The following is a 26,370-nucleotide window of genomic DNA, read 5'->3' as shown; positions in this document are numbered from 1 at the left end:
CCGCTATGAACGCCTCAGGGCGTCTCGGGTGCCGCGAGAGCTGAGGAATCTGATCGGCCCGATCAGGCTCCGGTAGATCGGGCGCACTACTCGCCCGGGGAGTAGGCCGTGGCGCTCCTCTTCCCAGACTCGGCCTCTGGGATGACTCCTGAGCAGCGGGCCGTCGGTGGCTGCCGGTGCGGTCGTCAGGACGTCGATGCGGCAGAGGTGTTTGATGTTGATGTAGCCGTACTGGCGAGGGCTGACCAGGCGGACCGGTGCGCCGTGATCGCTGTCGAGAGGCTTGCCGTTGAGATTTTGCGCGATCAGTACGTCGTCGCCCAGGATGTCCTCGATGGTCACCGCTGCTCGCCAGCCGTCGAGGCCGCGGCAGGTGAGGTGGGTGATTGATGCCCCCGGCAACAGTACGGGTTCGATGAGTGCGCGGTAGAACGTCTCGAACGGGACGCCCTCCCAGTGCAGCCCGGTGGCTGACCAGCCCGCCACGCAGTGGAAGTCGGCCGTGAGTTCCTTGCGCGGCAAGTCCGAGAGCCGCTCCAGAGGAATGTCGATCTCAGCGGTTACCGCTCCGCGGATGGCGATCACCGGAGCGGGTGGAACGGCCGGGGCGGGCCGCGAGAGGTGGGTGCCGAACCGGGGGAATCCCTCGACCCGACGCTGTCCTGGTGGAAGACCGTTACCCTTCACCATCCGAGTGTCTCGCTCCCCCGCCGACCACGAGATCCCCCGTGAGAGTGAGTTCCTTCCTGCAGGGAGAGGGCTGTGTCACACGGTGGTGCAGAAACGCCGTTGCCAGGGTGGCGGTCTGGTGTTTCGATGGCGGACATGTCATTGCCGACTCCGACGTTGACCACTGATCGTCTGCGGCTGCGGCCGTTCGAGGACACGGACGCGGGCGGACTGTTCGCGCTGCACAGCGATGCCGTCGTACTGCGTTATTGGGACTCACCGGCGTGGAGCGAACCGGCGCGTGCTGAGCGGTTCATCGCGGCGTGCCGGCAGATGGCTGAGGAAGGTACCGGGGCGCGGCTCGCTGTGGAGTCCGACGGCACCTTCATCGGCTGGTGCAGCGTCACCGGATGGAATCCGGAGTTCCGCAGCGCAGCCCTGGGATACTGCTACAACGAGGCTGCATGGGGGCACGGGTACGGGACCGAGGCCGCGCGTGCGCTGCTGGGGTGGGCGTTCGACGCGATGGATCTGAACCGCGTCCAGGCCGAGGCCGACACGCGCAACGCGGCGTCCGGTCGGGTCCTGGAGAAGCTCGGCTTCATCCGCGAAGGGACGTTGCGAGAGGACTGCATCGTGAACGGCGAAGTCTCCGACTCGTGGGTCTACGGCCTGCTCCGGCGGGAATGGCAACACTGAGGTGGACATCCAGGTGGTCAGCCCGGAGCGCTGGTGCGATCTCGTGCAGCTGTTCGAACGCAAGGGACCGCGAGGCGGCGTACCGATTCCTGGTCATTGCTGGTGCATGGCATGGCGTGAACAGCACGAGGCCCGCACCGCCCGCAAGGCAGGGCTCAAGGCGGCGGTTGACGGTCCCCACTCCCCCGGGCTCATCGCGTACGTCGATGGTCGCCCGGTCGGCTGGGTCGCCGTGGCACCGCGCGAGGACCACGTCAGGCTCGAGCAGTCCCGAAAGTATGGACCTGAACCTGAGGACGAGGGTGTCTTCGCCGTCACCTGCTTCTACGTCGACCGCGACCTCCGTGGCACCGGTGTCGCCAGCGCCCTGCTGGACGCAGCGATCGCCCACGCCCGAGCATCCGGCGCCACCGCACTCGACGCCTTCCCGAAGATGAATCACGCACCCCACACCCTCAACAACCGCCGAGCCGAGGAGAACGACAGCTGGATGGGCCGCCGCGCCTCCTACGAGTCCTGCGGCTTCGTCCCCATCCGCGACTCCGGTGCCAGGTCTGTCATGCGCCTGCACTTCGACCAAGCCCTATCGGGCGGTGAGTAGGAGTACGGCGAGGGCGGCTTCGACCAGGAAGAAGAAGCCGGGCCAGCGGAGGAGCGGTTTCGGGTCGGCGAGGGCGCCGAGGAGTCTTCCAGCGGCCATGCCGCCGAGGGCGACGGCCACCGAGACCAGGACACCGTCGCGGAAGCCGGTGGTTGCCGATTCGGCGGCGACGAGCAGGGCTGCGATGGCCAGTCCGAAGCCGCCGTAGACCGCGCGCACCTCATTGCGGGCCGCGGGTGTCGTGGGTGCCACGCCGAAGGGTGCCCAGATCAACGCGGGCTTCACCAGCGCGGCAACGCCCATGCCGGCGAAGAAGATCGCGACGAGGACGACGGCAACGCTCATCCGCGGCCGTCCATCAATGGGAAGCCGGCCCTGCGGATCGAGCGCTCCATCCCAAGGCGATGCAGCAGGGCCGCGCGGGACCGGGGATGTAGCCGCCGCTCCTCGCGCATTGCGGCGATGATGCAGTCGTCGAAGCCGGTTCGCGGTGCTCGGCGTAGTACGTCGATCACCGTCGCCGGCGCGATTTCGCCGAGGCGTCGGCCCACCACGTCGAAGTACGCGCCGGCGTTCAGCAGGTGTGATTCGGCGCCCCAGGACAAAGGCACCGACATGTTGAAGTGAGCTGCGATTGCCTCGAAGACCTCGCGGGCGAACACCTGATCCGCACCGGCAGCGAGCGCGAGTGACCGCGCTTCGGTTGCGCCGTGTACGGCGAAGCAGGCCACATCGCCTCCCCCGCGATGAGCGTCGCTCAGGCCGATGTCGTGCAGCATCGCCGCCACATAGAGCAGCTCCTCGTCGTACTTGATGCCGTCGAGCTCGGCCAGCATCGATCCCCACAGCCAGGTGCGGATGCTGTGCTGGAGCAGCGGACCGGGGAGCACCGCTGCCGCGCTCCGCGCCATTTTGGTCGCCAGCGGAGTGTCCGGCGGCAGGCGGTCGACGTCCAGGACGCGGGCCGATGGGGCGCGTAGACGTGCAGCCAGTACGGCGACCTCGCGCGCTGCGGCGGTCACGGCGAAGCGCACCTGGTCGAGGGGGCTCAGGGATCCGTTGCTTCGGGCAACCCAAGCGGGCGATCCGACCGCAGCCATCCCGGCCTCCTCTCTTGCAACGATTGCAAGAAGTCCCGCTAAGGTAACGGCCAGACGGACTTCTTGCAATCGTTCTCAGAAAGGGCGCGGGAATGGACCCCAGGGCAGAACGCACGGTCGAGTCGTTGTTGCGCGCAGCTGAGCAGCTGTTCTGCAAGCGGTCGTTCGCCGAGGTGACGCTGGAGGAGATCGCCACCGACGCCGGTGTCGCGGTCGGCTCGGTCTACAACCACTTCGGTTCCAAGGCCGGTCTGCACGCTGCTCTGGTCGAGCGAGCCCTCGACACCGACCGGTACTTCATGGACCTCGCCTACGTCCCCGGCCGCTCCCCGGTCGATCAGCTCTACGCGGCCGCTGCGGAGTACCTCGCCTTCTATGTCGCCAATCCCGAGTTCTTCCGCATGCTGGCCTTCCCGGCGGATCCGGGCAGCTATCCGGCCGGCCGCGAGCTGGCCGATCGGCTGGCGGCCTCGGTGAACGAGCAGAACGCGCGCATGGTCGAGGCGATCAAGCTCGGTATCGACACCGGCGTGCTCCGCGAGGTCGACGCCGAGGCCACCGCGACGGTCCTCTGGGCGGCATGGAACGGCATCATCAGTCTGGGCTGGCGTTCCGACGGCCTCTCCCGAACCACCGACGAGCTGGCTCAACTGCTCCGAGTCGCAACCGATCTCGTCGCCCACGGCCTCCTGATCGACTGACACCACGGTTTGTCGGTGGGGCCTGGCAGGCTGATCGGAAACTCTTGGAGGTTTCGGATGGCGGTGTCGTATCAACTGGTGATCGACTGCAGGTCCCCCGAAGTGCTGACGCAGTTCTGGGCAGCGGCGTTGCATTACGTAACCGCGCCGCCGCCTGCCGGCTTCGAGTCGTGGGACGACTTCTATCGGTCGATCGGTGTGCCCGAGGACGAGCTGGGCGGGGGCGTCGACAGCATCGTGGATCCGAACGGCGAGGGCCCGCGGATCTGGTTCCAGATCGTTTCGGAGCAGAAGTCGATCAAGAACCGCATCCACATCGATGTGGATGCCAGCGGCGGCCGTGGGTTCCCCCTCGATGTACGGCGTGAGCGCATCGAGGCTGAGTCAGCCCGGCTCGTGGCCCTCGGCGCGACGCGGTTGCGCGCGATCTCGGAAGAGGGCCTGGATCACTACGCCGTCGCGATGACGGATCCGGAAGGGAACGAGTTCGACATCAACTGACGAGCCCCTCGAGGTCCGGCAGCCGGCGGAACAGGTCGGGGAGGCCGCGCAGGCCGTTGCGGACTGACTCGTGCGACAGCGCGAGGTCAGGGCCGGTGCTGCCCGCGCCACCAGCGAGGCACCGGAGGATGTTCCACCGCGTGAACCCCAGCCAGCCACCAACCATGAACACGAACCAGCTTGGACCCGGCGGGGGCAACGTTCCGCCCCCAGCGACGTACCCGTCGAGGACAGCACGGAAGATGGCCGGCTGGATGTCGTCGAAGCCAGGTCCCTTCGCGAGACTCAGTGCGGTCGAGCCAAGCTCGCTGGACAGGTCGAGCATGCCTGAGAGTTCCCAGTCGAGCACGACCGGCCGGCCGTCTCGAGCGAGCAAGTTCCACGGCTGGATGTCCCGGTGGGTCAGTACGACGGGGCCCGGCCGCTCGCACGTCTCGACGAAGTGGGCGATCGCGAGGAACGTGTCGACGTACGAGGCGAGTTCGCCGGCCCACGGCTGTCCGGTCGCCGCTGCGCGTGCGGCGAGCTCAGGCCAGTCGTACGGCGTTGGCTCGTCGATCGGCTCGTGGGTCCACTCGACGTCGAGCGCGTGGATGCGCGCGAGGATCTCGCCGATCTCGAACGCGTACGACGCCGGCACCGGCTCCTCGGGCACCTTCTCGCCCTCGACCCACCGATGGACGAGCGTGTCGTCGCTGACCGAGATCGGCTCCGGCATCGGAATGCCGGCTGCGAAGGCCGCCTGCTCGAACCTGAAGACGTCGTCAACGGGGTAGGTCCAGCGGTTGTCGACGAGGTTGAGCTCCTTCACCGCGAACGACCCCTGGTCGGTGTCGAGCCGGTACAGCTTGTTGGCGAACCCGCCGTGGATGCGGACCATCGGTCCGATCTGGGCGCCGAGCTGCGAAAGGCCGGGCGGCACGTCTGCGGTCACCCGACGAATCTACGGCTCGCAGTTCATGGATGCACCGGAGTTTCCGGGGAGGGCGATTGGCTGGGGCGATCGTGTTGATCGGGAAGGATCGTTATACGTGATAGCTCTCCCCGGTTAGCGTCGAGGAATGAGTACCTTCGCGTTGATTCACGGGGCCGGTGTCGGTGGCGGATGGTTCTGGCACCTGGTCGAGGCCGAGCTCCAGGCTCTCGGACACACGACCTTCGCGCCGACCTTGTGGAACGGTGACGAGAGCGAAACCTTGTCCAGCTACGCCGACGCCGTCATCGACCTGGTCGGTACGCCGGAAGAGCTGATCGTGGTTGCCCATTCGTTCGGCGGATTCACCGCGCCCCTGGTCGCCGAGCGGATCCCCACCGCCGGGCTCGTCTATGTCACCGCGATGGTCCCTCAACCTGGTGAATCTCCGGACGACTGGTGGACCAACACCGGATTCTCGGAGGCGGTCCGGATCCAGGCGGCCAGGGACGGCGGACTGACCGGTTCCGGGGACTACTTCCACGACGTACCGAAGCATCTCGCCGACCAGGTGCCGGACAAGGAACCGAGCCCACCCTCCAACACCGCGTACTACGAGCCGTGGCCCCTCGACGCCCACCCGGCGGTGCCGACGCGCTACATCCTCTGCACCGAGGACCGCCTGTTCCCCGCCGAGTTTCAGCGGCAGTTCGTGCGGGAGCGCCTTGGCATCACTCCCGACGAGATCACCAGCGGCCATGCCCCGGCCCTCAGCCGGCCCGCCGAACTTGCAGCGATGCTCAACGGGTTCAGGTTCCTGCCAGAGTCCAGATCTGGCCGCTGAGGAACCCGCTCCAGGACAGATTCGGTCGGTAGCGTCGCAGGCGAATCCCCCGCCCTGAGGAGCAGACGCATGACCCCGCCCGTCAGCCGTCGCGCATTCACCGCCGGACTCGCCGCCAGCGCCATCACCACTGCGCTGCCCGTGGCCGCAGGACCTGCCCGAGCCGCCACGCAAGCCGAGGTCGCGGCGCCGTCCTTCTTCGAGACGATCCTGTGGGACAACACCGTTGACCCGCTGGCCAACTACCACGTGCACGGCCTCGTGGTACTGCCGGACGACACGATCATCGCGTGTACCGAAGGCCGGCACGAGGTGTGCGACGCCGGCCCGCACGATCTGCTCATCCGGCGCAGTACCGACAAGGGCCGGACCTGGACGCCGTCGCATGCGGTCGTGCCGTCGGTCAACGGACAGAGCTGGTCCAACCCGGCCTTTGTCGTCGACGAGGGCACAGGTGAGGTCTTCCTGTTTCACAACCTCTGCGTGCGACTTCCCGAGAACACGAGTTGCTCCTCGGACTCAAGCACCCTCCATGTCATCTCCAGTACCGACGGCGGTGTGACCTGGGTCGATCGACGCGACCTGACATCGCTGTTCGCTCATTTCCCGCACAACTGGGCCATGCATGGACCGGGCCCGGGGCACGGCATCCAGCTCGCCTCCGGCCGGCTCCTGCTGACGGTCGGCCACCGCACGATCATTACCGGCATACCGGCTGCCGACCGCCACTACGGTGTCTCGACGATCTACAGCGACGATCACGGCCGGACCTGGCGCTCGGGTGGCGAAGTGCCGATGGGACCCGGGCTGCCTGGGTTCGGCGAGGCCCGGCTGGTTCAGCGTGCTGATGGCAGCGTGATCCTCAACAGCCGGCCTGGTTCCGGTAACGACTGGCCCCGGGGTGTGGCGGTCAGCACTGACAACGGACTGAGTTGGTCGCGACCTGCGCTCGACTTCGGTGCCGGACTGTTCAACGGCGTCGACACAGGCTTCATCCGCTACACCGAGGGCCGGACCCTCTTCAGCCGGCCGGACGCTCCGATGCGCCGGAACATGACGGTGTCGGTCAGCTACGACGAGGGCGACTCGTTCCGCTACAGCCGCGTGGTCAATCCCGGCCGCAGCTACTACTCGGATCTGGGCCGCCTGTCCGATGGCACGATCGTCCTGCTGTACGGACGGGACGGCGATCTGGACGGGTTCCCGCGCAGCGTGGCTGTGGCCACCTTCAACCTGGAGTGGCTGACCCAAGGCCGCGACTCGTTGGCGACCGGGCCTGGGATCAGCGTTCAGACCTTCCCGCTCGGCCCGCCGCAGACTGGTTCGATCGAGTACCCGTTCATAGTCAACCGCGACGGCCAGTACGAGCTCTGGGTCCGCTACTACCGCACCCCCGACGGAGCGCTGGTCACCTTCGCTGTCGACGGTCAAACGCCGCGCAACTCGGCCATCGACCTGACCTCGTTCCGGGGCGACGGGCATGACGTCGTACTGGTGGACACCCGTCAGCTCACGGCTGGGCGGCACACGCTCCGCGTCACCCTCGCCGGGGTGGGCCGAGGTGGTGGCAACAGCATCTTCCTCGAGCAGCTGACTCTCGTGACCGCGCCGGCGAAGCCCGATATCCGCGAAGAAGTCACCGTGGACAACGACGGACTCGGCTTCGAGGTGGTCGGCACCTGGAACAGCGCCCGCGGCATTCCGGGCTACTACGGCTTCAACTACCTCACCCATCCCAAAGGCACCGGCACCAACTACGCGCGATTCCGGCCCGCGATCCCGGGCGAGGGCCGGTACGAGGTGCTGGTCTCCTACACCGCCGATCCGAACCGCGCCAGCAATGCCAAGTACGCGATCCACCACGCCACCGGCACGACGACGGTCACCGTCAACCAACGTGTTCGGGCCATTCCGGACGATGCGCGCACCGGCGAATGGAAGTCGCTTGGCACCTTTACCTTCAAGGCCGGCATCGCCGGGTACGTCCAGCTCACCGACGCGGCCGATGGGTTCGTGATCGCGGACGCGGTCCGCTTCCGCCGCATGGCCTAGGTTTGCGGCATGGACTTGCGTTCCGAAGTACTTGCCAGGATGCGGGCCGACAGCGCGGCAGTCGACGCGTTCCTGGCGGCCGCGGACAGCTACAGCAAGAACGTGGCCAGCGAAGTGCCCTGGCCGTACTCCCTGCTGGAATGGACGCCACAGGAGGATGCACCCGAGCCAGTACGGCGGGTGCTCGCGGTCGTGCATGACAACGTGGAGTGGCTGCGGGGCGTGCTGGCCGAGCGGGGCTGGCCCGGAAGATCGGTGGTCGGCGAGGACGGGGTGGATGCGTTCTGGCTGCTCCTTCAGCACGCCGGTTCAGGGGTACCGACTATCGGTACGCCGGCCAACCTGTCCTTCCAGGCGAGTTGCGTTCCGTTGCTGCAGCAGGCAGTTCGGATGGGTGAGGCCCATCCGCGGCATCTGGCTCACGTGGTCGACAACCAGCGGTTGCGGACGAACCAGCCGCCGGAGTTCGCCGTACTGCAGACAGCCTTCGCTCTGGAAGACGGCGAGCTGGTACTGCGGCCCGGGCTGGATGCCGGCACGATCGACGACAACCGGGAGCAGATCGGTCTGCTCCCGGTCAGCGTGGATCTCGACCGACGTCGTGCCGGCAATCCCCCGGATGCCACGGACGGCACCCGCCCGGAACCGTGGCCGGCCTGATCGCTACGCCACCGCGGTCGCCTCGAGCTCGACCATCAGGGCCGGGATCGCCAGCCGGCTCACTCCGAGCATCGTGGTGGGCGGTGCGACCTGAGCGGCGCCGAGGCGCGACGCCAGTACGCCGTAGTGCTGGAACAGCAGGTCGACGTCAGTCGTGTACACGTTCAGCCGGATCACGTTGGCGAGCGACATCCCGGCCTCGGCGAGGACCGCCTCCAGGTTGGTGAGGCTCAGTTCCAGCTGTCCCGCCATATCCCCGTCGTGCTCGGGTTTGCCGTCGGCGTTCATTGCGGTCTGGCCGGCGCAGTACAAGGTCCGGGTGTTGCCGGTGACGACCTCGCCCTGGTGGTATCCCAGCTGCTGCGACCAGGTCCACGGGTTGACCGCCGTTCGCTCCACTGCCACGTTCAGTTCCTCTCGATTGATGGTGTAGAGACAGCCTCCCAGCGAATCACGACATCCTGTGTCGTGTATTCCGGTAGGGTTTTCGTATGCGCGCCGACCGGTTGGTCTCGCTGGTTCTGCTCCTGCGCCAGCACGGCCGGCTGTCCGCCGTCACGCTGGCCCGTGAGCTGGAGGTCTCCACGCGCACCGTGCTGCGCGACATCGAGGCGTTGTCCGCCGCAGGTGTTCCCGTGTACGCCGAACGCGGGCGGCACGGCGGATTCGCCCTGCTCCCCGGCTTCCAGACCGAGCTCACCGGACTCAACCACGACGAGGCGCTCGCCCTGGTCGTCGCCGGATCGCGGCGCGGGGCGCAGGTCTTCGGCCTCGGCTCGGCCCTCGCCTCAGCCATGCTCAAGGTGGTCGACGCCCTCCCCGAGAGCTACCGCAACACCGCGGCCGGTGCATCCCAACGCCTACTCATCGACCCCGAAACCGACCTGCTCTCCCGCCGCCTCGTCACCGAAGAGTCGCCCGACACCACGACCGCCGCGGTCCTGCGCGCCGTACTGGCCGGGCACAAGCTGCGCATCCACTACGCGGCAACCGACCAGCCCGCGAAGTGGCGCACGGTGGATCCGATCGGCGTCGTGACGGTCCGCGAACAGGGCTATCTCCTCGCCACGCGATCAGGCGAAGACCGCACGTACCGTCTCGACCGCGTCCTTGCCGCCGAAGAACTCGCCGAACCGGCCGAGCGACCCGACCGCGTCGATTTGGACCGAGCCTGGCAAGAACGCAGCACCCGGTTCCGCACCGGCGGCGACCAGGTCACGGTACTCGCCCGCGTGAACCCCATCCGCCGCGAGGACCTGGCCCGCACCGCCCTGGCCATCCTTACCGAGTCCACCGACGAAGACGGCTGGCTCCGACTCGAAGTCACCTTCCAGGACCGCCGGCACGCCGAATGGGCGCTCTGGCAACTCTCCACCAACGCCGAAGCCCTCTCCCCACCCTGGCTCCGCGCCGCCCTGCACACCCGAGCCACCACCCTCGCCACCCGCTACGCCGCGCACCCCGTACAGAAGGACTGTTAGTACGCGTGCAAGCGCCGCATCCCCAGGCGTGACCGAGACCTCCGCTGCCGCTCGAACCGCACCCTCTACCCGTTCTTCTGTACGCCTTCAGCCGTCGGATAGCCGAGCAAGGTCAGGAGTTGGGGGTGCAGGTTGGCGTTGGAGTAGAGACCGCCGCCTTGGTCGCCGGTGTTCGTGCCGACCGGGTTGGTGAAACGGCCGCCGGCTTCTTCGACGATGAGAATCCAGGGCGCGTGGTCCCACTTGTAGTAGCGCTCGACCAGGAACGCGCCGATCTCGCCGCGGACGAGCTCGACCAGCGGGAGCGGGCTCGCAGGCGGCCGAGCCATGGGGAGCCGAGGGTCATGGCCCACGACTATGGCGTCCGACGTACTGACCTCAAGCCGCCTGGGCTCAGCACGCGGCCAAGGTGACTCGAACGCGCCGCCGCCGCGAGTTGCCCACCAGCGGATCCCGAGCGCAGGCGCGGTGACAACGGCGAGCTCGGTGATCCCCTTGATCTCCAGCGCGAGCTGGACCCGCCAGTTCGGATCGCCGCGGCTGAAGAAGTTCGTGCCGTCGATCGGGTCGAGGATCCAGACGCGATCGGACTCACCAAGCTCCCCGAGCTCCTCGCCGAAGAACGCATCGCCCGGCCGCGCCTCCGACAGTTTCTCCCGCAGCAACCGCTCGACGGCCCGGTCCGCCTCGGTGACCGGCGAACCGTCGGCCTTCACCGAGACCGCGACGCCGGCCGCGTAGTGGGCAAGCGCGAGCTGCGCGGCCAGATCCGACGTACCGAGGGCAAGCTCCAGATCATCCATCGCTGCACAAGCTAGCAACCGCCGCGACCGCCCGCGCGACGTCCGCGCTGCTGGTCTGCCAGTTCACCGCCGAGACCCTCCAGATAATCCGAAGCATGAGCAGCAGTCCGTCCCAGCAGAGATCGTCGCGTCATACCCCTACAACGCGACACCCTCAGTTCCTGTGAGTCGATACGTCCGCAACACCCAATCCTCGAGCGCAGCAAAAGTCCGGGTGCGCGCGTTGTAGGCAGTCGGCCGGTAGCCGGGCAGTACGCCGACGCGCGCGCCCTCGGCCACATCCCAGAACTCGAGGCCGCCTTCCGCCGCCACGGCGAGCCGGCCGTCGACTGCCCACATCTGCCCTTTCGGGCCGAAGACCGTGCCGACGCACTCGCGACTCGGAGCGTCGTACAGCTGAACGCCGTCGACCATCGCGTCGATGTCCTCACCGATCCGCTGGATGGCGACCACCGTGTCGCTCACCCAGGCGACCGGCTGGTTCCACACATAGTCGCGGTACGTGAGGCTGCGCCCCTGTTCGGCGGCGTAGGTGGTGCCGTTCTGCCAGGCAGCCAGGTCGATGAGCATGGGGATACCGACCGGCGCCCAGACCCAGCCGTCGTCCACCATCCAGGCTCCGGTCGGGCTCACCGTCAGGCGGCCGTGGAAATAGTCGAGGTAGTTCTCCGGCCGCTCGTCGCCCTGGCGCCACTCGGTGTTGCGTGGCGTCAGCAGCGCACCGGTGGCCGAGCTGACGCGGTCCAGGCGGTTCCAGCTCGTCGCTGTCACGAAGGTGCCGTCGGCAAGGAACGCGAACGGGAACGGCGTGGTGTAGTTGCGGTAGTCACCGCGATCGAGCTGCATGGTCGTCCGGCCTTCGGCGAGATTCACGGCCTCGCCGTACCGGCCGTGATCCCAGACCACCGCCGCGAACCATCCGTCCGAGGACGCGTGCACGGTGGGGCCCGGCGTACCGAACGAGTTGTCGTCTTCCCGGTCCTTGCGCATCTTCAGCCGGTACGACGCTCCGCCCAGCTGCACGAGGTACTTGCCGGTGTACACCAGCCAGCCGTCACCCGATGGCGCGAGGCAGCGGTCGTTGACCGGACGCAGGTACGTCGGCTCTTCGTGGAAGGTACCGGTGAGCGGGCGATCGTGATGCCGGACCTCGGGCTGCCCGCTGACGTGGGTGACCTTCTCGTCGTCGGCCCGCTCGGCGCAGCCCAGGCAGACGACAGCGAGCTGCGGCCACGGATCGTCGAGTTTGCCGCACGACTCGCAGAGCAGGTGGTACTCGCCACCGACACCGGTGTAGAGCCGGGAGATGTCCTCCGGCTCCTCGACGCACAGGTGAAGGCACGTCCGGAACGGACCTTCCTTCGCGACATGACCGCAGGCAAGCATCTCCATCACACGACGATATTCACCACACACAATGGGGGTAGGCCGGTTTGACCATACGGTCGGCTAAGTTGCCGAGGTGCACGCTCTCGACGTACCGACCTGGCTCGATGCGCTCGTCGGTCTGCAGCTGGGCGTCGCCTTGGTCGCCGGCATCCTTTTCGCTGTCGGCTGGTTGATCGCGCGCTTGGCCACACCCTGGCTGGATCGCGACGCGGCCAGGCTCGCCCGCCTTCAAGCCGGCGCCGAACGCTACGGCTGGCTGCCTGCCGAAGACACCGACGGGCGGCTCGCTGCCGCGGGAGCCCGCTGCTTCGAGGACGACGGCACACTGCGTCGCCTGCTGGCCGGCTCGTACGAGGGCCGCCGGATCCAGATGGCCGAGTTCGTCACCATGGATTCAGGGACCACCGTTGTGAACAACCTGGTCGCCATCGAGCTCCCGGTCGATCTCCCCGAGCTGCGCATCAGCCACGACCAAGTCACCCCGCCCTCGCTCCCGCCGCTCGAACCAGTCCTGCAGATGAGCGACACCGAGAGCGACGCGTTCAACCAGCGGTACTTCGCAGCCAGCCTCGACCCCCGCTACACCTCGGCCATGCTGCATCCCCGCATGATCGAGTGGCTCCTGGCGCACCCGCCGCAGGACCTTCGCCTGCTCGGCAATCTCCTCGTCGCCTACACGCCCAAGCCATGGACCGTCCCGCACACCCTCGGCACGGTTCCCCTCCTGAGCGGCATCGTGGACCGAATTCCACCCTTCGTGCTGAAGGATTTCGGCCGCTCGACGCTCGATCGATGAGCTAGCGTTCGCGCATGGATGTTCAGGTCATCGAGGGCCGGTTTGCCGAGGTACCGACCGCGGATGCGCGCGGCGTCGACCGCCGGGCGTTCGGCGAGTTCATCGGCCCGCAGGGCGAGCTCGCGTCGTACGCCATCGGCTGGACCACCGGGACCGACCAGCACGTCGGCCGAATCTCGATCGGCATCGGCGCAGGCAACCCCGGCGGCGCCACCATCCACGCGGTCGTCTTCGACAACGGCAACGAGTACGCCTTCAGCCTGATCGACGAACCGTTCGAGCAAGTCCCCCAGGGCGGCCCGCACCTGACCGCTCAGCAAGCCCGGGCCCACGAGGACCTCCCCTTCATGTGGTGGGTCGCCGACTACGTCTTCGCCACCGACCGGCGCGCCTGGTGGTTACGCCACTGGCTCCTCCGGACGAACTGCATCCAGACCGCCGAGGTCTTCGACCTGCGCGAGCCGATCCTCCTCGTCGGCCACGACGAAGACGACGGCATCTGGCAACTCATCGGTACGTCGGACGCCGGTCCCGACGGCAAACTCGGCCACCTCAGCCACGCCATCGACGAGGACCAGACCCTGCTCGACGTACTGAACCTCCAGCCCGGCCAATCCGCCGTACGCCAGGCCGTCGGCGGTCCGTGGACCCGCCAACTCGGCTACCCGGACTAGCGGCGTACGTAGAGCTTGGATCTGGCGCCCGGGCGGAAGCCGATCGACTGGTAGAGGGCACGGGCCTTGGGGTAGGCGTCGTCGCCGCGGGGGCAGACCATCGCGTGGGTGGCGCCCGCGTCGCGCAGGGCGTGCAGGGCGGCGAGGTTGACCGCTTGAGCCAGGCCTCGACGCCGGTACGCCGGTGCGCAGCCGACCGGTTCGACCAGGCCGACGCCGTGGACCTTGTCGTGCCAGATCAACGCGGTCGCCACGAACTCACCGTTCGGGGCCTCGACGATCCAGTCGAGCTCGGGCTCGTACGGCCAGGTGGACATCACAGCGGCCAGGTCCTCGTCGGTCACCTTCGACGGCCCCCAATCGGACCACGCCGCCCGGTGAACCGCCGCCCGCTTCAGTACCTCGTCGGGCTGCACGTGCCGCAGCGTGAATCCGTCCGGGACCACCGGCGTACCGAGGTCGCTCAGTGCGATGCGGTGATGAGTGAAGAAGGGGGCATCGTCGTCGGCACGGTAGCCGGCCTTCTCAAGCGCAGCCACCAGATGCGTCTCGGCCTCAAGCACACTGACGGCACCGTCGGGCTCGTGTTCCTGAAACCACCCCAGTACGTCGGCCGCGAGGTCCGCCCACTCCGGATCGACCACCAGCGACAGATGACCCGGTTCCGCCCAGCCCCACGCAACCACCTGCCCGTCGTCCTCCCAGAACGCCGTACACCACGTATCACCACGCCGGCCGCCGTTCACCGCCCGCTCCCAAGCCACATCACCAATGTGCAGCCGCGACCGCGGACTCCAAGTCCGCTGCACGAGCTCCTGCATCACGCGAACTTCGTCCGTCTCCGCAACCTCACGTCGCCGCACCACAATCTCCTTTGTCTTCACTGACCGATGTACGCGCTGGCGACCGCAAGCTGGCGGTGCACGAGGGCTGCGGCTGGGTGACTCCCGCCGACTTGTGACAGTACGTCGTACAGGGCGTCGCCGATGTTGCCGTCGACCGCGCCGCCGAGCATCTTGGTCATGCCGGCGGCGGCTGCGAGGTTGCCTCGGGCAAGGTGTTTGGCGGCCAGCGGAAGCATGGCGAGTGCGAATGCTGCCGGGTCCGGTGGTAGTCCTGGTTCGCCTCGGCCGAGGTGGTCGAGGGTGTCGGACAGGTCTCGCGATCCCTGGACGCCGGTTCCCGCGAGAGGGCGTGCTTCTCGTGGTACGGCGGCGTGCGCGGGCCACAGGTACCAGTCGACCCACAGTGGCAGGCCGGCGACGTCGTACATCGCGCCGAGGTAGCCGCCGCCGGCTGGGCCGTTGCTGGGTATGTCGATGGTCAGGAGGCGTCCGTCGAGAGCGGGTGCTCCTTCGACCACGATCAGGTCGAGGTCGCTCCAGTCGTCACCGGCTCCGGCGGCGAGGGAACCGACCAGCCAGACTGACTGGGCCTCGAGCGTCTGGACGGTGCTCGTCAGCCACTCGTCGCGGCCGCGGGCGTAGGCGGTCAGCAGGTCGCGGGCTTCCTCCGGAGTCACCTGCCGGAGGTTAGCCGAGGGGTGGCGCGTCGACCATCTGTTTATCGTTACGCGCACCCAGTGGGCGAGACCGGAAATGCTCGCATCGCGGGACGCCTCTGGGAAAACCTTCTCCGGGACTCTACTGTGCGTATTCCCGGCCCAATGGGACCGGGAATCGATGACGGCGCCCCCCGCCACGATCGCAAGGAGAAAACCATGGTGGAAAACACTGCCCGGGAAGACTGGATCGCCCCGGATTTCGACGAGTTCGAAACACCCACCGAGGTCACCGGATACGCCGGCCGAGTGAACTGATCACCACCCGTATCCCCTGTACAGCAAGGTAATCATCGGACTTCCGCCCCCGTCCGGTGACTAGCGGCCTTGCCCTGCCCGGGCCTGCGGCAACGGTCGCGGGCCGGGCAGGTGCAAGTTCTGCTGAGTACGCAATTCCCCTGAGTTCCATCCTGTGGGCGACGTCTGGAAACTGTTCCATGAATCGCTTCGATGACTCGGGAGGTTCAATGCAGCCGATGAGCGTGGACGAATTCACCGGTGCACTCCGCGGTCTTTCCCACCGCTACTGGGGGACACATCCGTTCCACCACCGCATGCACGCCGGTGAGCTCTCGCAGCCGGAGCTGCAGGTCTGGGCCGCGAACCGCTGGTACTACCAGAGCGCGATCCCGCGCAAGGACGCCGCGATCATCAGCAACTGCCCACTCCCCCAGGTCCGCCGCCAATGGCTGCCCCGGATCATCTACCACGACGGCACCGAGCCCGGTACCGGTGGAATGGAACGCTGGCTCCGCCTCTGCGAAGCAGTCGGCCTGAGCCGCGAAGAGGTCCTCGACGAACGCCACGTCGCCCCCGGTGCCCGCTTCGCCGTCGACGCGTACGTCGGGTTCGCGCGCACCAAACCGTGGATCGAGGCAGTCGCCTCCGGGCTGACCGAGATGTTCTCCGGCCACCTGATGAAGGCACGCGTCGCCGACATGCTCGCGCAGTACGACTGGATCCGCCCCGACGACCTCGCCTACTTCACCAACCGGATCGACGCCGTCGCCGGCGAAGGCCAAGCCACCCTCGACCTGGTCGTCGAACACTGCCGCACCAGAGCCGAGCAGGACGCCGCGATCGCAGCCCTCTCCTTCAAGTGCGACGTGCTCTGGTCGTTGCTCGACGCAATCGACCACGCAGCGAGCAAACAATGACCGCGGACCCCAACGGTACAGCTCCCGCGAGTACGGGCGCTGCTGCGTCGGCTGGCGAGCTGCGGCCGCGGATTCGTCGCGGGGTGCGGCTGAGCCACGATGCGGTCCGGAACACTCCGGTGATCCTGCATCCCGAGGGCGTCCTGATCCCGAACGCGACCGCGAGCGCCGTTCTCGCGCTGTGCGACGGAGAGCGCTCTCTGACCGAGATCACGCAGCTCCTGAACGTCCGGTACGCCGCCGTGCAGCCCGAGCAGATCCGTGACCTGCTGGATCGGCTCGCCGGCAAACAGGTGGTGGAGTGGACGTGACGAACCCCAAGAACGCGGCCCCGCCGCTGAGCCTGACAGCCGAGCTCACCCACCGCTGCCCGCTGCACTGCCCCTACTGTTCCAACCCGCTCGAACTCCTCGGCCGCGAGAGCGAACTCGACACCGCCGCCTGGCGAGACATCCTCACCCAGGCGCACGAGATCGGCGTTCTCCAGATCCATTTCTCGGGCGGTGAACCGCTCGGGCGGCGGGATCTCGCCGAACTGATCGAGCACACCGCCGGCCTCGGCGCCTACGTCAACCTCGTCACGAGCGGCCTCGGTCTCACCGAAGCTCGGCTGCAGAGCCTGGTCGATGCCGGACTCAACCACGTGCAGCTCTCCGTCCAGGGAGCCGATGCGGCAACCGCCGACCGGATCGCCGGCACCCGAGCACATCACTCCAAGATCATCGCGGCCGACCTGGTCCGCCGTACCGGCCTGCCGCTGAGCGTGAACGTCGTGCTGCATCGGGAGAACCACGATCAGCTGGCCGCGATCATCGCGTTCGCCGAAGAGCTCGGCGCGGACCGGCTCGAGCTCGCGAACACGCAGTACTACGGCTGGGCCCTGCAGAACCGCTCTCAGCTGATGCCGACCGCGGAGCAGCTCGCCGCGGCCGAGCCGATCGTCCAGGACGCGTTGCTTCGGCTCAAGGGAAAGATGCAGATCGTCTACGTGATCGCCGACTACCCGGAGAAGTACCCGAAGCCCTGTACCTACGGCTGGGGCGCTCGCCAGATCACTGTCGCTCCGGACGGGACCGTGCTCCCGTGTCCCGCGGCCGGCGCGATCAGAACGCTGCAGCTCGAGAACGTCAGAGAGCGCTCTCTGGCCGAGATCTGGTACGAGTCCAGCTCGTTCAACGCCTACCGCGGCGACGACTGGATGAGCGACACCTGCCGCACCTGCGACCGGCGTGAACTCGACTTCGGCGGCTGCCGCTGTCAGGCCTTCCTGCTCACCGGTGACGCCGCGGCCACCGACCCGGTCTGCCACAAGTCGCCGGATCGCGGTGTCGTCGACCTGATCCTGGCCGAGCCCCGGCGTACCGGGTTCGTGATGCGGAGCCCGGGCCGATGAAGGTGATCGTGCTCGGTACCGCGGCCGGCGGCGGCTTCCCGCAGTGGAACTGTGCCTGCCCGACCTGCCGCAATCCCGATCTGGAGCCACGGACTCAGGACGGTCTCGCGATCAGTGCCGACGGCGAGAACTGGTTTCTCGTGAACGCGTCTCCAGATCTGCGTTCTCAGATCCTCGCGACTCCCGAGCTACACGCGGGCCCCGGCCTCCGGGACACCCCGATCCGCGGCGTTCTCCTGACCGACGCGGAGCTCGACCACACCCTCGGCCTGCTCCTCCTCCGCGAGGCGGAGACGCTCGAGATCCACGGTCCACCAGCGGTGCTGAACGCGCTCTCCCGCTTCCGCGACATCACCGATCGCTACCACGCCTGGACCTGGTCCCCCGTCCCGGACGAGCTCGACGGAATCACCATCAAGACGCTGGCCGTCAGCGACAAGCGACCCCGGTACGCCGATGATCCCGCGCCCGGCCCGTGGGTCGTCGCGTACCGCTTCGAGCACCACGGCGGTTCCTTCGTCTACGCCCCGTGCGTGGCCCACCTCCCCGACGGCTTCGAGCAGTTCGCCGCCGGAGCGACGTACGTCCTGCTCGACGGAACCTTCCACAGCGCCGACGAGATGCCGGGCCAAACCGTGATGGGTCATCTACCGATCGCCACGACCATCGAGCAGCTCGACCTGCCGCTCGCCTTCACGCACCTGAACAACACCAACCCGGTGATCGACCCGACCTCACCCGAGCGCGCGGCAGTGGAGAAGCACGGACACCTGATCCCGAACGACGGAACCCGCTGGGAGATCTAAACCGTCCGTGGAGCCTGCAAGGATGCTGCCATGGAACAGATTCTGAGTCGGCCGGAAGCCTCGGAAGCAGTCCAGGACACTGGATGGCGTTTCTTGCTGGGCTCACTTCGAACGTCGGTCCCGGTCGAATCGTTGGCCCAGGCAACTGCCCTGGCCGCGGATGCTGTCGCGGTGTGCGGCGCCGACGCCGACGCGCACCTTCGAATCGATGCGCGTCCGGATCGGGTCGTCCTCACTCTGCAGTCGTTGGAGCACGCAGCAGTGACCACCCGGGACGTCGAGCTCGCGCTCCGGATCACCGCCACGGCCGACAGGTCCGGACTACTGACGGAACCCGAAGTCGGTACGGCGGCTCCGCACTCCGTCCAGATACTCGAGATCGCGATCGATGCGCTGGACATTGCCGCAATCCGGCCGTTCTGGAAGGCAGTGCTGGGTTATGCCGCTGAGGCAGGCGCTGACGGGCCCACGGATCCGCTCGTCGACCCGGTCGGGCAGAGCCCGGCCGTCTGGTTCCAGCAAATGGATCAGGCACGCCCACAGCGCAATCGCATTCACTTCGACATCTGCGTTCCGCATGACGAGGCATCACGCCGCATCGACGCTGCACTGGCTGCTGGGGGCCGACTTGTGTCCGCGACGCGTGCCCCCGCCTTCTGGGTGCTCGCCGACCTGGAAGGCAACGAAGTCTGCGTGACCACCTGGCAGGGCCGCGACTAACGCGCAGAAACTCCATGCTTGGCCAAGAGCTCGACCAGCACCTCATGCCCCTGCGTCAGGTCCCACTGCTCAGCCAGCATCCCGGCCTCCCGCGCGCCATCAACATTGAGCGCAGTGTCGTCGATGAACAGCACAGTCCCTAGGTCAGCACCGATCCGCTGACCGGCCGCCACGAAGAACCCTGGATCAGGCTTAGCCACACCCAGCTCGTGCGAATAGCAGCTCACGTCGAACAGTTCGTCGTACCCGAGGTTCGTCCGCATGTACCCGCCGCGGTACTGCTCCTGGTTCGTCCCCAGGTGGACGCCGTACCCGTTCCGCCGCAGTCGCCGTACCACCTCGAGCGACTCCTCGACGACCACGATGTTCTTCCACACCGCGTCGTACACCTCACCCACCGGAACGCCGACCCCGAACTCCCGCAAAGTCGCCGCCAGCAACGGCAGATAGTCACCCCGCCCCGCCAGCATCGGCAACTCGTCCTTCCAGGTCCGATGCAGAAACTCCCGAGCCCGCTCCCCCAGATACGGCTCCATCGCCACGTACCACCCACCAGGCAGCTCCTGCAGCACGCCATCCGCATCAAGCAACACATGCCGAACGTTCGCTGTCTCCCTCACCGTGCTGATGATGCCGCACGTCACACAGCTGAGGAACTGTCACATCCCGTGGCGCTGGGCTGTCCTGGCTGGTGACTACGAAGATTGGGAGGACTGGATGAGCGCACGGCAGTTACCGCCTGGGGTTGAGATCATCGAGACGCGGGCGGATGTCACGCACTGGATTCCCGCGGGGGCGGAGGCGAGGAGCGTGCGGGTGACGTTGGGGCCGGGTGATCCCGGGGCACCGCCGCATCGGCATCCCGGGCCGTTGTTCGGGTACGTGACCGAGGGCGAGATCCTCTTCGAGCTGGAGGGGCAGGCGCCGCGGGTACTGAAGGCCGGTGACGCGTTGTTCGAACCGGGCGGGGACGCGATCCACATCGAGGGGTCCAACAACCTTGCGGATCGGCAGTCGCAGATCGTGGTGACGATGTTCGCGCTGCCGGGGACTCCGGTCCTGACACCGGTCAGCGCCGAGGAACTGGCTGAGCGCAAGCATCTGCGCGTGTCTCAGTAGGTTGCCGAACGCCCCGCCCTGGAGCGTAATTCGCGTGCTCCGGGGCGGGGCGCGGTCTAGGGTGCTGATGAAGTGCCGGCCGACTGTGGGGATGTGGGACCGATGGGTGTTCGTCTGCAGGAGCTGACCTACGCAGCGAAGGATCCCGCTGGGCTGGCGCGTTTCTGGGCCGGCGTTCTCGGGTTCGAGGTTGTCGGCGACGCTGTCCTGGCTCCGGCTGACGAGAGGGCGTTCCGGCTGCGGTTCGTGCCGAGCGATCTGCCGAAGCTCGGGCCGAATCAGATGCACTTCGACGTGACGAGTACGTCGCTCGACGACCAGCAGGCCAAGGTCGACCGCGCCCTCGAGCTCGGTGGCCGGCACCTCGACATCGGGCAATTGCCTGACGAGCAGCACGTCGTACTGGCTGATCCCGAAGACAACGAGTTCTGTGTGATCGAGCCGACCAACAACTTCCTCGCCGATACCGCCGTGATCGGCGCGCTGTCGTCGGACGGGTCCCCGGTTGTCGGCTACTTCTGGAGCAAGGCGCTCGACTGGCCGCTCGTCTGGGATCAGGACGACGAGACCGCGATCCAGGCGCCGTACGGCGGGACCAAGATCGCCTGGGGTGGTTGGCCGGACAGCCCGAAGGTGGGTGTGAACCGCCTTCAGCTCGTACTGCGGGCGGACGGCGACCGCCAGGCCGAGGTGGACCGGCTGATCGCCCTCGGCGCGTCGCTGGGCGAGGGCGACACGCTGACCGATCCCGACGGCAACGAGTTCGTCGTACTAGCCGGCTGACTTCGGCGAGACGATCTGCACGAGGTTCCCGCAGGTGTCGTCGAGGACGGCCATCATCACGGTGCCGACATCGGTCGGCGGCTGGGTGAAGACGACGCCAAGCGCAGTCAGCCGGGCATGTTCGGCCTCGACGTCGTCCACCGCGAACTGCACCAGCGGGATCCCGTCCTCGACCAGCGCGTCGCGGTACGGCTTCACCGCGGGGTGACCGACCGGCTCCAGCAGCAGCTCAGCCCCGTCCGGTGCCTCAGGTGACACGACCGTCAACCACGCCGCGTCGCCCAAGGGGATGTCGTGCTTCTTCGTGAAACCGAGGATGTCGGTGTAGAACGCGAGCGCCGCCCGCTGATCGTCCACGAACACACTCACCAGGTTGATTCTCATTCTTGGGACCTCTCTCCGACCGGCCACCGCCGCGCGATCTCCGCGAGTGGCGCGGGATTGAAATAGTGGAACTTCGAGCGCCCACGCTTCTCCGTCACGACCAGCCCGGCCGCCTCCAGCACCCCGAGATGCTGGGAGATCGCCTGCCGCGTCGACGACAGCCCGTGCCGCGTCGAGAGCGTCGAGCAGATCTCGAACAACGTCTGGCCGTCCCGCGCCGCCAGTTCGTCGAGGATCACCCGCCGCGTCTCGTCGTCCAACGCCCGGAACACCGTGGTCACAGCATTCACTATAGGCAAGTAGCTGCTTGCCTATCAACTCTTCGGCGCAACCAGGCGTCAGGACACAGGTGGACACCCTCCGTACGACGACCTGGGGCGAAGGCGATCACGTCGCCGTACTGCTGCACGGGATGATGGGCTCGGCCCAGCAGTTCTGGCGCCTCGGTCCAGCCCTGGCCGACCGCGGCTACCGAGCCATCGCCGTCGACCTCCCGGGCCACGGCAACTCCCCCGCCGCCCACGGCGACCTCGCCGCCTGGGCCGCCGCCGTCATGGAGGTAGTGCCCCCGAACCCGGACCTCGCCCTCGGCCACTCACTCGGCGGCGCCGTGCTGGCGGCCTCCCAGCTCCGGCCGTCCCAAGCGGTCTACGTCGACATCCCGCTGACCTGGACCGCCGATCCGATCCGAGCAGCCGCGGAGCAAACGGCGAGCCAAGGTCGTATCCGAACTGCCGACGAGTTGACGGCCAAGTTCACCGCGGCGCGAGCCGGCCGGACGGTCGCGGCATTGCGCCGGACGAAACCGGCGTGGTCCGAGACGGATCGAGAGGTCGAGGCGGTCGCGGCCGACCAGTTCGACGTTCCTACCGCGGTCGCCCTGGAACTCGCGGACAACCGGACGCTGCACATGCCAGAGGTCCCGTCCCTTGTCATCCACGCCGACCCCAGCCGCTACGTCCCCGCCGCCCGGGCCGCCGAACTCCGGGCTCTCGGCTTCCAGGTCCGTGCGATCCCCGGCGCCGACCACAGCATCTGGTACTCCCACTTCGAGGAGTTCCTCGCCGCACTGGAGGCCTTCGCAGGAAGGACAGGAGGTAGTCGTATACGTACACCGTCTCGCGCGCCTGTCGTTACGGTGTCCACATGGACGTGAAATTGCTGGTGACCGCCTCGGGTGAGTTCGAGCGGGTGGTGCGCGAGTTGCCGGAGGGCGCTTGGGAGCTGCCGACGCCCTGTGAGGTCGATGTCCGCGAGCTGGTTGAGCATGTTGTCGTGGGCAACCGGTTCGCGGCCGCCGCACTCGCAGGGGTCAGCGCAGCAGAGGCCTGCGAGGCGGCCCTCGCTCAGGAGTTCGACCTACCAGAGTCGGCAGCGCAGCAGATCGAGGCGTTTCGCAGAGCGGCCGACGACCAGGTCGTGCACCACCCCGGCGGAGACATCTCGGCCGAGGAGTTCCTCAGGTACCGGCTGGTCGATGTCGTCGTTCACGCCTGGGATCTGCTCCGCGCAGCAGGCCTGGACGAGACCCTGGACGCCGCGGTGACCGAAGGACTCTGGGCACTCGTCGAGCCGCACCTACCCGACATGCTCGCCTTCGGATCGTATGGCGACGGCTCGAGCGGGAACGTCGCGTCCGATACCTCGGCTCAGCTCAGGTTGCTGGATGCGTTCGGCCGCCAGGTCTGACGGGGCGCGTGCCCGGTACGCCGGAGCCAGTGATCGGTGTAGAGGATCCGCGAAGGCGTGATCACCGTGAGCGGATCCGTCGGCGGCTCACTCACCGGCCGCCCCCGTTCGGCATAGTCGGACTGCCACCGAAACGCCTCCCAGTACTCCGCCGCGTCACCCGGCGCCAGCGTCCGCGCAGTCCCGAACAGCTGCGCGCCGCGGCTCGACGCGAGACCGACGTACGGTACGACGATGCCGGCCGACACCCGTGGATCGCGGCGCAGGTTCCGCGACTTCACCGAGGCGTCCCACGAGCTGTAGAAGATCTCGAACCCGAGGCTGTAGTAGCGCACCGGCGTGGCCGACGGTGACCCGTCGCGGTTCACCGTCGCGATCACCGCAATGTTCTGCGTCGACAGCAAGTTGAGGATGCGCTCCTCCAACTGCTCCCGCTCGAGCACCTGGGATGGAGTCGGCCCTTCCAGCCAAGGGTTAGTGAGCGGCAACGTACTCCTTCAGATGCTGACCGGTCAGCGTCTTCGCCGACTTCACCAGCGCGGCCGGCGTTCCCTCGAACACGACCTTGCCGCCATCGTGTCCAGCGCCGGGCCCGAGGTCGATGATCCAGTCGGCGTGCGCCATCACGGCCTGGTGGTGCTCGATCACGATCACCGACTTGCCGGAGTCGACCAGGCGGTCGAGCAGGCCGAGCAGGTTGTCGACGTCGGCCAGGTGCAGGCCGGTCGTCGGCTCGTCGAGGATGTAGACGTCGCCCTTGTCGGCCATCTGGGTCGCCAGCTTCAGCCGCTGCCGCTCGCCACCGGACAGCGTGGTCAGCGGCTGCCCGACCTTCAGATAGCCGAGCCCGACATCAGCCAGCCGGTCCAGAACCTTGTGCGCCGCCGGCACCTTCGCCGGACCGTCCGCGAAGAACTCGACCGCCTCGCTCACCGCCATCTCCAGCACCTCGGAGATGTTCCGCCCGCCGAGCTGGTACTCGAGCACCGAGGCCTGGAACCGCTTGCCCTCGCACTCCTCGCACGTCGACTCCACCGTCGCCATCACCCCGAGCTCGGTGTAGATCACGCCGGCCCCGTTACACGCCGGGCAGGCACCCTCGGAGTTCGCGCTGAACAGCGCCGGCTTGACGCCGTTCTCCTTCGCGAACGCCTTCCGGATCGGCTCGAGCATCCCCGTGTACGTCGCCGGGTTACTCCGCCGCGATCCCTTGATCGCGCTCTGGTCGACGGTGACGACACCGTCGCGACCGGCGATCGACCCATGGATCAGCGAGCTCTTCCCCGACCCGGCGACCCCGGTCACCACCGCGAGCACCCCGAGCGGTACGTCGACATCGACGTTCCGCAAGTTGTTCGTGTCCGCGCCGCGAACCTCCAGTACGCCGTTCGCCGTCCGCACCTCGGTCTTCACCGCAGCGCGGTCGTCGAGGTGTCGCCCGGTCAGCGTGTCGCTGGCCCGCAGCTTGTCGACCGTGCCCTCGAACACGACCTCGCCGCCCTCGCTCCCGGCCAACGGGCCGAGGTCGATCACGTGGTCGGCGATCGCGATCATCTCCGGCTTGTGCTCGACGACCAGGACGGTGTTGCCCTTGTCGCGCAACTGCAGGAGCAGTTCGTTCATCCGCTGGATGTCGTGCGGGTGCAGGCCGATCGACGGCTCGTCGAAGACGTAGGTGACATCGGTCAGCGACGACCCGAGGTGCCGGATCATCTTGGTCCGCTGGGCCTCACCACCGGACAGCGTGCCGGCCGGACGATCCAGCGACAGGTAACCGAGACCGATCGACACGAACGAGTCGAGCGTGTCGCCCAGCGCGTTCAGCAGCGGCGCGTACGACGGCGCCTTCAGCTTGCGGATCCAGTCGGCCAGGTCGCTGATCTGCATCGAGCACAGATCGGCGATGTTCTTGCCGTTGATCTTCGAGGCCAGCGCGTCCTGGCTGAGCCGCGTGCCACCGCAGTCCGGGCAGGTCGTGAACGTCACCGCCCGCTCCACGAACGCCCGGATGTGCGGCTGCATGGCCTCGACGTCCTTGCTCAGGAACGACTTCTGGATCTGCGGGATGATCCCGCTGTAGGTGAGGTTGATCCCCTCGACCTTGATCTTGGTCGGCTCCCGGTGGAGCAGGTCGTGCAGTTCCTTCTTCGTGTACTTCTTGATCGGCTTGTCCGGGTTGAAGTAGCCGGCACCCCGGAAGATCCGCCCGTACCAGCCCTCCATGCTGTACCCCGGGATGGTCAGCGCACCCTCGTTCAGCGACTTGCTGTCGTCGTACAGAGCGGTCAGGTCGAAGTCGGTGACCGACCCCATCCCCTCACAGCGCGCGCACATACCGCCGGCGTACACGGCCTCGCGGACGACCTGCTTCTGCCCGGCGCCCTTCTCGGACACCATCGCGCCGGTCGCGACCCGCCGCGGCACGTTGAACGAGTACGCCGTCGGCGGGCCCGCATGCGGTTTCGCGAGCCGGCTGAACAGAATCCGCAACATCGCGTTCGCGTCGGTCGCCGTACCGACCGTCGAGCGGGGGTTCGACCCCATCCGCTCCTGGTCGACGATGATCGCGGTGGTCAGCCCGTCCAGTACGTCGACGTCCGGACGGGACTGGTTGGCCATGAACCCCTGCAGGAACGCGCTGTACGTCTCGTTGATGAGGCGCTGCGACTCCGCGGCGATCGTGCTGAAGACCAGCGAGCTCTTCCCTGAGCCCGAGACCCCGGTGAACGCCGTCAGCCGGCGCTTCGGGATCTCGACACTGATGTCCTTCAGGTTGTTCTCGCGGGCACCGACGACCCGGATCAGATCGTGGCTGTCGGCAACATGCTCGGTCATTCGCGGTTCTCCAGGTCAGTGCCGTCTCAGGCGGGGGGCG

The 26,370-nt window shown here is 67.5% G+C and carries 34 protein-coding genes; 20 read left to right on the top strand and 14 right to left on the bottom strand.

The features are described from left to right. Positions 1–3: 3 nt before the first annotated feature. Complete coding sequence (locus ACFCV3_RS22505) at positions 4–585, bottom strand: molybdopterin-dependent oxidoreductase (protein WP_376032739.1); 582 nt, start codon at positions 583–585, stop codon at positions 4–6. Between the two features lie 240 nt (positions 586–825). Between ACFCV3_RS22505 and ACFCV3_RS22500 the strand changes: the two genes are divergently transcribed. After that, complete coding sequence (locus ACFCV3_RS22500) at positions 826–1,368, top strand: GNAT family N-acetyltransferase (RefSeq protein ID WP_376032737.1); 543 nt, start codon at positions 826–828, stop codon at positions 1,366–1,368. 1 nt (position 1,369) lies between these two features. Beyond that, positions 1,370–1,969 (top strand): GNAT family N-acetyltransferase, encoded by a 600-nt coding sequence (locus ACFCV3_RS22495; RefSeq protein WP_376032735.1) that lies wholly within the window; start codon positions 1,370–1,372, stop codon positions 1,967–1,969. Here ACFCV3_RS22495 and ACFCV3_RS22490 read toward each other — a convergent pair. Together ACFCV3_RS22490 and ACFCV3_RS22485 are read right to left on the bottom strand one after the other, a co-directional pair. Next, the gene (locus ACFCV3_RS22490; RefSeq protein ID WP_376032733.1) at positions 1,952–2,314 is read right to left on the bottom strand and encodes a DUF4345 family protein; all 363 of its coding nucleotides are present in this window, start codon (positions 2,312–2,314) and stop codon (positions 1,952–1,954) included. The two genes, ACFCV3_RS22495 and ACFCV3_RS22490, sit on opposite strands and share 18 nt — an antisense overlap. Then, complete coding sequence (locus tag ACFCV3_RS22485) at positions 2,311–3,069, bottom strand: HD domain-containing protein (protein ID WP_376032731.1); 759 nt, start codon at positions 3,067–3,069, stop codon at positions 2,311–2,313. Before ACFCV3_RS22485 ends, ACFCV3_RS22490 begins: the two co-directional genes overlap by 4 nt. A 92-nt stretch (positions 3,070–3,161) precedes the next feature. On the opposite strand from ACFCV3_RS22485, the gene ACFCV3_RS22480 reads away from it, so the two are divergent. Both ACFCV3_RS22480 and ACFCV3_RS22475 read left to right on the top strand, forming a co-directional pair. Continuing rightward, a complete protein-coding gene (locus ACFCV3_RS22480; protein ID WP_376032729.1) occupies positions 3,162–3,770 on the top strand; it encodes a TetR/AcrR family transcriptional regulator in 609 nt (202 codons plus the stop codon). Positions 3,771–3,827: 57 nt separating this feature from the next. Further along, positions 3,828–4,271 (top strand): VOC family protein, encoded by a 444-nt coding sequence (locus ACFCV3_RS22475; RefSeq protein WP_376032727.1) that lies wholly within the window; start codon positions 3,828–3,830, stop codon positions 4,269–4,271. On the opposite strand, the gene ACFCV3_RS22470 is transcribed toward ACFCV3_RS22475, so the two are convergent. Beyond that, positions 4,264–5,205 carry a phosphotransferase family protein gene (locus ACFCV3_RS22470; protein WP_376032726.1) on the bottom strand — a complete coding sequence of 314 codons (942 nt, stop codon included), beginning with the start codon at positions 5,203–5,205 and terminating at the stop codon, positions 4,264–4,266. The genes ACFCV3_RS22475 and ACFCV3_RS22470 overlap by 8 nt on opposite strands. Before the next feature lie 127 nt (positions 5,206–5,332). Between ACFCV3_RS22470 and ACFCV3_RS22465 the strand changes: the two genes are divergently transcribed. The 3 genes from ACFCV3_RS22465 to ACFCV3_RS22455 all read left to right on the top strand — a co-directional run bounded on the left by ACFCV3_RS22465 (position 5,333) and on the right by ACFCV3_RS22455 (position 8,740). Then, positions 5,333–6,028, top strand: a complete 696-nt coding sequence (locus ACFCV3_RS22465) for an alpha/beta hydrolase (protein WP_376032724.1) — start codon at positions 5,333–5,335, stop codon at positions 6,026–6,028. A gap of 69 nt (positions 6,029–6,097) precedes the next feature. Continuing rightward, complete coding sequence (locus ACFCV3_RS22460) at positions 6,098–8,080, top strand: exo-alpha-sialidase (RefSeq protein WP_376032722.1); 1,983 nt, start codon at positions 6,098–6,100, stop codon at positions 8,078–8,080. Positions 8,081–8,089: 9 nt separating this feature from the next. After that, positions 8,090–8,740 carry a DUF6624 domain-containing protein gene (locus ACFCV3_RS22455; protein WP_376032720.1) on the top strand — a complete coding sequence of 217 codons (651 nt, stop codon included), beginning with the start codon at positions 8,090–8,092 and terminating at the stop codon, positions 8,738–8,740. 3 nt (positions 8,741–8,743) lie between these two features. Here the strand turns inward: ACFCV3_RS22455 and ACFCV3_RS22450 are convergent, their stop codons facing one another. Continuing rightward, positions 8,744–9,139, bottom strand: coding sequence for a RidA family protein (locus ACFCV3_RS22450; RefSeq protein ID WP_376033327.1), 396 nt, complete (start codon positions 9,137–9,139; stop codon positions 8,744–8,746). A 92-nt stretch (positions 9,140–9,231) separates the two neighbouring features. On the opposite strand from ACFCV3_RS22450, the gene ACFCV3_RS22445 reads away from it, so the two are divergent. Then, entirely contained in the window at positions 9,232–10,221 is a 990-nt protein-coding gene (locus tag ACFCV3_RS22445) for a helix-turn-helix transcriptional regulator (RefSeq protein WP_376032718.1), read from the top strand. Between the two features lie 65 nt (positions 10,222–10,286). Here the strand turns inward: ACFCV3_RS22445 and ACFCV3_RS22440 are convergent, their stop codons facing one another. After that, positions 10,287–11,024: an inositol monophosphatase family protein gene (locus ACFCV3_RS22440; RefSeq protein ID WP_376032716.1), complete on the bottom strand. Its 738-nt coding sequence runs from the start codon at positions 11,022–11,024 to the stop codon at positions 10,287–10,289. Between the two features lie 138 nt (positions 11,025–11,162). Further along, positions 11,163–12,416 (bottom strand): hypothetical protein, encoded by a 1,254-nt coding sequence (locus tag ACFCV3_RS22435; RefSeq protein ID WP_376032714.1) that lies wholly within the window; start codon positions 12,414–12,416, stop codon positions 11,163–11,165. 70 nt (positions 12,417–12,486) lie between these two features. Between ACFCV3_RS22435 and ACFCV3_RS22430 the strand changes: the two genes are divergently transcribed. Together ACFCV3_RS22430 and ACFCV3_RS22425 are read left to right on the top strand one after the other, a co-directional pair. Continuing rightward, positions 12,487–13,209, top strand: a complete 723-nt coding sequence (locus tag ACFCV3_RS22430) for a hypothetical protein (RefSeq protein ID WP_376032712.1) — start codon at positions 12,487–12,489, stop codon at positions 13,207–13,209. 14 nt (positions 13,210–13,223) lie between these two features. After that, positions 13,224–13,883: a hypothetical protein gene (locus tag ACFCV3_RS22425; protein ID WP_376032710.1), complete on the top strand. Its 660-nt coding sequence runs from the start codon at positions 13,224–13,226 to the stop codon at positions 13,881–13,883. On the opposite strand, the gene ACFCV3_RS22420 is transcribed toward ACFCV3_RS22425, so the two are convergent. Continuing rightward, positions 13,880–14,746, bottom strand: a complete 867-nt coding sequence (locus tag ACFCV3_RS22420; RefSeq protein ID WP_376032708.1) for a GNAT family N-acetyltransferase — start codon at positions 14,744–14,746, stop codon at positions 13,880–13,882. The genes ACFCV3_RS22425 and ACFCV3_RS22420 overlap by 4 nt on opposite strands. A 17-nt stretch (positions 14,747–14,763) precedes the next feature. Continuing rightward, the gene (locus ACFCV3_RS22415) at positions 14,764–15,405 is read right to left on the bottom strand and encodes a hypothetical protein (RefSeq protein ID WP_376032707.1); all 642 of its coding nucleotides are present in this window, start codon (positions 15,403–15,405) and stop codon (positions 14,764–14,766) included. Between the two features lie 198 nt (positions 15,406–15,603). Between ACFCV3_RS22415 and pqqA the strand changes: the two genes are divergently transcribed. From pqqA to ACFCV3_RS22385, 6 genes are all read left to right on the top strand, one after another. Next, entirely contained in the window at positions 15,604–15,702 is a 99-nt protein-coding gene (gene pqqA, locus ACFCV3_RS22410; RefSeq protein WP_376032705.1) for a pyrroloquinoline quinone precursor peptide PqqA, read from the top strand. Positions 15,703–15,920: 218 nt separating this feature from the next. Further along, a complete protein-coding gene (gene pqqC, locus ACFCV3_RS22405; RefSeq protein WP_376032703.1) occupies positions 15,921–16,601 on the top strand; it encodes a pyrroloquinoline-quinone synthase PqqC in 681 nt (226 codons plus the stop codon). Then, positions 16,598–16,912, top strand: a complete 315-nt coding sequence (gene pqqD, locus ACFCV3_RS22400) for a pyrroloquinoline quinone biosynthesis peptide chaperone PqqD (protein WP_376032701.1) — start codon at positions 16,598–16,600, stop codon at positions 16,910–16,912. Before pqqC ends, pqqD begins: the two co-directional genes overlap by 4 nt. Next, entirely contained in the window at positions 16,909–17,994 is a 1,086-nt protein-coding gene (gene pqqE, locus ACFCV3_RS22395) for a pyrroloquinoline quinone biosynthesis protein PqqE (RefSeq protein ID WP_376032699.1), read from the top strand. Before pqqD ends, pqqE begins: the two co-directional genes overlap by 4 nt. Next, positions 17,991–18,800 carry a pyrroloquinoline quinone biosynthesis protein PqqB gene (pqqB, locus tag ACFCV3_RS22390; RefSeq protein WP_376032697.1) on the top strand — a complete coding sequence of 270 codons (810 nt, stop codon included), beginning with the start codon at positions 17,991–17,993 and terminating at the stop codon, positions 18,798–18,800. The genes pqqE and pqqB overlap by 4 nt, the downstream gene beginning before the upstream one ends. A 30-nt stretch (positions 18,801–18,830) precedes the next feature. Then, on the top strand, positions 18,831–19,520 hold the full coding sequence (locus tag ACFCV3_RS22385) for a VOC family protein (protein ID WP_376032696.1): 690 nt from the start codon (positions 18,831–18,833) through the stop codon (positions 19,518–19,520). Here ACFCV3_RS22385 and ACFCV3_RS22380 read toward each other — a convergent pair. Continuing rightward, positions 19,517–20,140, bottom strand: a complete 624-nt coding sequence (locus tag ACFCV3_RS22380) for an HAD family hydrolase (RefSeq protein ID WP_376032694.1) — start codon at positions 20,138–20,140, stop codon at positions 19,517–19,519. The genes ACFCV3_RS22385 and ACFCV3_RS22380 overlap by 4 nt on opposite strands. Positions 20,141–20,237: 97 nt before the next feature. On the opposite strand from ACFCV3_RS22380, the gene ACFCV3_RS22375 reads away from it, so the two are divergent. After that, on the top strand, positions 20,238–20,639 hold the full coding sequence (locus ACFCV3_RS22375; protein WP_376032692.1) for a cupin domain-containing protein: 402 nt from the start codon (positions 20,238–20,240) through the stop codon (positions 20,637–20,639). Between the two features lie 102 nt (positions 20,640–20,741). Beyond that, positions 20,742–21,422, top strand: a complete 681-nt coding sequence (locus tag ACFCV3_RS22370; protein WP_376032690.1) for a VOC family protein — start codon at positions 20,742–20,744, stop codon at positions 21,420–21,422. Here ACFCV3_RS22370 and ACFCV3_RS22365 read toward each other — a convergent pair. Both ACFCV3_RS22365 and ACFCV3_RS22360 read right to left on the bottom strand, forming a co-directional pair. Next, complete coding sequence (locus ACFCV3_RS22365) at positions 21,411–21,806, bottom strand: VOC family protein (RefSeq protein ID WP_376032689.1); 396 nt, start codon at positions 21,804–21,806, stop codon at positions 21,411–21,413. The genes ACFCV3_RS22370 and ACFCV3_RS22365 overlap by 12 nt on opposite strands. After that, on the bottom strand, positions 21,803–22,087 hold the full coding sequence (locus ACFCV3_RS22360) for an ArsR/SmtB family transcription factor (protein WP_376032687.1): 285 nt from the start codon (positions 22,085–22,087) through the stop codon (positions 21,803–21,805). Before ACFCV3_RS22360 ends, ACFCV3_RS22365 begins: the two co-directional genes overlap by 4 nt. A gap of 68 nt (positions 22,088–22,155) precedes the next feature. On the opposite strand from ACFCV3_RS22360, the gene ACFCV3_RS22355 reads away from it, so the two are divergent. Beyond that, positions 22,156–22,962: an alpha/beta fold hydrolase gene (locus tag ACFCV3_RS22355; RefSeq protein WP_376032685.1), complete on the top strand. Its 807-nt coding sequence runs from the start codon at positions 22,156–22,158 to the stop codon at positions 22,960–22,962. Then, the gene (locus tag ACFCV3_RS22350; protein WP_376032683.1) at positions 22,953–23,495 is read left to right on the top strand and encodes a maleylpyruvate isomerase family mycothiol-dependent enzyme; all 543 of its coding nucleotides are present in this window, start codon (positions 22,953–22,955) and stop codon (positions 23,493–23,495) included. The genes ACFCV3_RS22355 and ACFCV3_RS22350 overlap by 10 nt, the downstream gene beginning before the upstream one ends. On the opposite strand, the gene ACFCV3_RS22345 is transcribed toward ACFCV3_RS22350, so the two are convergent. Together ACFCV3_RS22345 and ACFCV3_RS22340 are read right to left on the bottom strand one after the other, a co-directional pair. After that, a complete protein-coding gene (locus ACFCV3_RS22345; RefSeq protein WP_376032681.1) occupies positions 23,456–23,983 on the bottom strand; it encodes a pyridoxamine 5'-phosphate oxidase family protein in 528 nt (175 codons plus the stop codon). The genes ACFCV3_RS22350 and ACFCV3_RS22345 overlap by 40 nt on opposite strands. Beyond that, positions 23,970–26,330: an ATP-binding cassette domain-containing protein gene (locus ACFCV3_RS22340; RefSeq protein ID WP_376032679.1), complete on the bottom strand. Its 2,361-nt coding sequence runs from the start codon at positions 26,328–26,330 to the stop codon at positions 23,970–23,972. Before ACFCV3_RS22340 ends, ACFCV3_RS22345 begins: the two co-directional genes overlap by 14 nt. Positions 26,331–26,370 lie beyond the last annotated feature (40 nt).

The organism is Kribbella sp. NPDC056345 (assembly GCF_042262745.1).
Taxonomy (GTDB): domain Bacteria; phylum Actinomycetota; class Actinomycetes; order Propionibacteriales; family Kribbellaceae; genus Kribbella.
This window is presented reverse-complemented; position numbering and strand designations above follow the sequence as displayed.